The organism is Parapedobacter sp. GCM10030251, assembly GCF_042666505.1.
GTDB lineage: Bacteria > Bacteroidota > Bacteroidia > Sphingobacteriales > Sphingobacteriaceae > Parapedobacter.
The window spans coordinates 1-3,522 of record NZ_JBHTDN010000019.1; the positions used below are offsets into that span (position 1 = coordinate 1).

2 protein-coding genes are annotated in these 3,522 nt (G+C 58.2%); both read right to left on the minus strand.

Annotated features, from left to right (window positions below):
- A partial coding sequence (locus ACFQRK_RS23245) for a PorP/SprF family type IX secretion system membrane protein (protein ID WP_379010762.1) occupies positions 1-385 on the minus strand: 385 nt, incomplete at its 3' end.
- Between the two features lie 35 nt (positions 386-420).
- A partial coding sequence (locus ACFQRK_RS23250; RefSeq protein WP_379010764.1) for a Calx-beta domain-containing protein occupies positions 421-3,522 on the minus strand: 3,102 nt, incomplete at its 5' end.

Consider the following 3,522-nt stretch of genomic DNA (forward strand, 5'->3'; position numbering starts at 1 on the left):
CGGCACCCAGCCCGAAGCTCAGCCGCTGCGTGTCCTCGTCATCCAGCCGCAGCCGGAACGCGTAGTTCACATACGCCGAACTGGCCGACTGCGGGCCCAGACGGTCCGTGGTCAGCTGCACCCCCAGGCCGTGCCGCTTATAGGTGCTTCCGTCCAGCAGCCCGTCAACCGACAGCAGACCCGTCTGCGGGGCACCGTCAAGCCCGACCCACTGGCTGCGCAGCCCCAGCTGCCCGAACCACTCCTCCTTGTAGCCCGCATACGCCGGGTTGATGCTCATCGAATTGAAAATATATTGCGTGAACTGGATGTTCTGCTGCGAACGGGCGGCCACCGGAATGCCCAGCATCGCGGCCAGCAGGTAAATATATGCGTTGCGTCTCATCTTATGTTTTTCTGTTCGATTATCAAACCCCCTCACTATTTCCGCTTCAGTACCACCCAGCCCTTCTCCTCCTGTTGGGTGCCGCCCTTGTGCAGCGTCAGCACATAATAGTACGTACCCTCGTAGATATCCCCGCCGCCCCACGAATTGTCGTAGTCGTTGTGCCGGTACACCTCATTGCCCCAGCGGTTGAACACCACCAGCTCCGCCCGGTCGAATGCTTCCAGCCCGATGATCTCGAACCGGTCATTCTGGCCGTCCCCGTTCGGTGTGAAGATGTTGGTTATTCTCAACGGATTGGCCGCTACCGTCACGGCTACCTCGGCAACATTGCTCCAGTGGCCCTCGCTGTCTTTCACCCGGTAAGAGAACCGGTCCTCGCCCACATATCCCGTTGCAGGGACATAGGTGATCGTACCGTCCGTGCCGATGCTTGCCGTGCCGTGCTGCGGCGCGCTGACGATCTCAATCGAGGAAGCATCCACAGGATAGGTATGCTCTTCATCGTTGCCCAGCACCGAAATGGTTAAAGACCTGTTCGAGGTCCCGCCGACAGCGTCATCCACCGCCTGAGGGGGGCGCACCGGAATGACCGTTATCTCCGCCGTATTGTTCCCGCTATCCGGGTCGTCCTCATTGCCGCGCACTTCCGCACGGTTCAGGTAGTCGCCCTCACCATTCACCAGGGCCGTGATCCGCAGTGTCCGGCTTCCGCCGCTCGCCAGGCCGCCAACCGTCCAGACACCGGATGCCGCATCATAGCTGCCCCCAGATGCTTCCGCAGATACGAACGTATAGCCCGATGGCAGCCCGCCCAGCACCGCTACCCCGGTGGCACCTTCAGGGCCCGCGTTGGTCACCCCGATGGTAAAGACCACTGTGCCTCCAACCATCGGTGAGGCATTATCCACTGCCATGGTCACCGATAAGTCTGAATTGTCGTCATCATCCGCAATTACCACTGTTGCCGTATTTGCGGTGCCTATGGATACGGTGATGCCGGGAGAAGATGCCCCCGTAAGGGTCATAACAACGGTTTCAGCAGACTCCCTTAAATGATCGTCCAATACGCTTACGGGTACCATAACACTGTTCTGACCTGCGGGGATCACCGCCGTGCCGGCCGGCGCGGTGTAATCAAGGCCCGCTGTGGCGGTGCCCCCTACCGTATAGGTTACCGTGATGTCTTCAGCCGCTGTAATGCCTGCAGGCAGGCTGATGGTAAAGTTGCCGTCTGTACGGGGTTCTGACGCATTACCGTTATTGATGATGCTCAGTGCGTGGTTCGCCGGCACGGTGCTTTCATCGTCTGCTATCTCCACTGTCGCACTTCCTGTACCCGTGAAGGTAAAGCTTGCCGAAGTGCCGCCAGTCAGCGTCAGGATCACCGTTTCCGAACCTTCAATGATCCGGTCATCGCTCACTGCTACGGGTACAGTAATACTGTTTTCTCCAGCAGGGATGACTATCGTTCCGGTAAGGGCAGTAAAGTCTGTTCCTGCTTCAGCAGTCCCCGTCGCGGTGTAGCTCACGGTAATGTCTTCTGACACCGTTATTCCCGATGGCAGGCTGATCATGAAGCTGCCGTCTGTGCCCGGTTCCGAACCGTCGGCGCCTTTGCTGACGGCAAGCTCCAGGTTCGCCGGCACGGTGCTTTCATCGTCTGCGATGTTTACCGTTGCTTCGCCATCGGTACTGCTTGCGGTAAAGGCCAAGCTTGTTGAGCTGCCTCCAGTTAAGGTCAGCACTACCGTTTCAGCACCTTCAATGATCCGGTCATCGCTCACCGTTACCGGTACAGCAATACCGTTTTCTTCCGCAGGGATGGTTACCGTGCCGGTAAGGGCCGTGTAATCCGTGCCGCCGGTGGCCGTCCCTGTTACCGTGTAGTTCACCGTGATATCCGCTGTTGCCGTTATCCCCGAAGGCAGGCTGATGGTAAATGCACCATCAGTGCCCGGCTCTGCACCGTCCGTTGTACCGGCAATGCTTAGTATCCGGTTTGCATCTGTATTTTCATCGTCGGCAATATGTACCGCCGCTTCGCCATCAGTACCGCTTGCCGTAAAGGCAAAGCTGCTTGATGTGCCTCCGGTTAAGGTCAGCACCACCGTTTCGGTACCTTCAATGATCCGGTCATCGATCACCACTACCGGTACAGCAATACCGTTTTCTCCACCGGGGATGATTACCGAACTGGTAAGTGCCGTATAATCCGTGCCGCTCGTGGCCGTACCTGTCACAGCATAATTTACCATGATGTCTTCCGCTGCCGTTATGCCTAAAGGCAGGCTGATCATCAATGCGCCATTGATGCCCGGCTCGGCACCGTCTCTGGTATTAACGACACTTAAGGTTTGATTCAGCGCCGTATTGTCATCATCGGCAATATTCACCGTTGCACTGCCGTTGGTATCGCTTGCCGTAAGGGTGAAGCTGGTTGAGCTGCCGCCCGCAAGGGTCATCACCACCGTTTCAGCACCTTCAATGATCTGGTCATTCTGTACCGATACTGGCACCGAAACACCGTTCGCGCCGGCAGGGATCACCAGCACGCCCGTGATCGCTGTGTAGTCACCGTCTGCAGTAGCCGTGCCGTTCATTGTATAGTTTACCGTAATTTGTTCTTCCGAAGTGATGCCCGCAGGAAGACTTATGGTGAACTCGCCGTTTGTAGCCGGCTCTGCGGCATACGGCTGGCTAGCCGTTACCGCTAGCATCAGGCTAGCTGGATCGCTGCTTTCATTGTCGGCGATGGTCACCGTGGCTGAGTTGGCTGCCCCCGCTGTGAAGCTGAAGCTCGCCGAGCTGCCGCCAGTGATCTCCAGCACTACCGTCTCGTCGCCTTCGATGATCCGGTCGTCCAGCACATCGACCGGTATTACGATACGGTTCTCACCGGCCGGAATGATCAGCGTGCTGGTGATGGACGCATAGTCTTCGCCAGCAACAGCAGTGCTGCTGCCGATCGTGTAGTTTACGGTGATCGCTTCCGAAGAGGTGGCTCCTGCAGGCAGGCTGACCGTGAACTCCCCGTCCGTGCCCGGCTCTGCCGCATCCGGCGCACTGGCCGTTACCGTCAGCACCTGGCTGGCCGGATCGCTGCGCTCGTCGTCCGCAATGGCCACCGTGGCTTC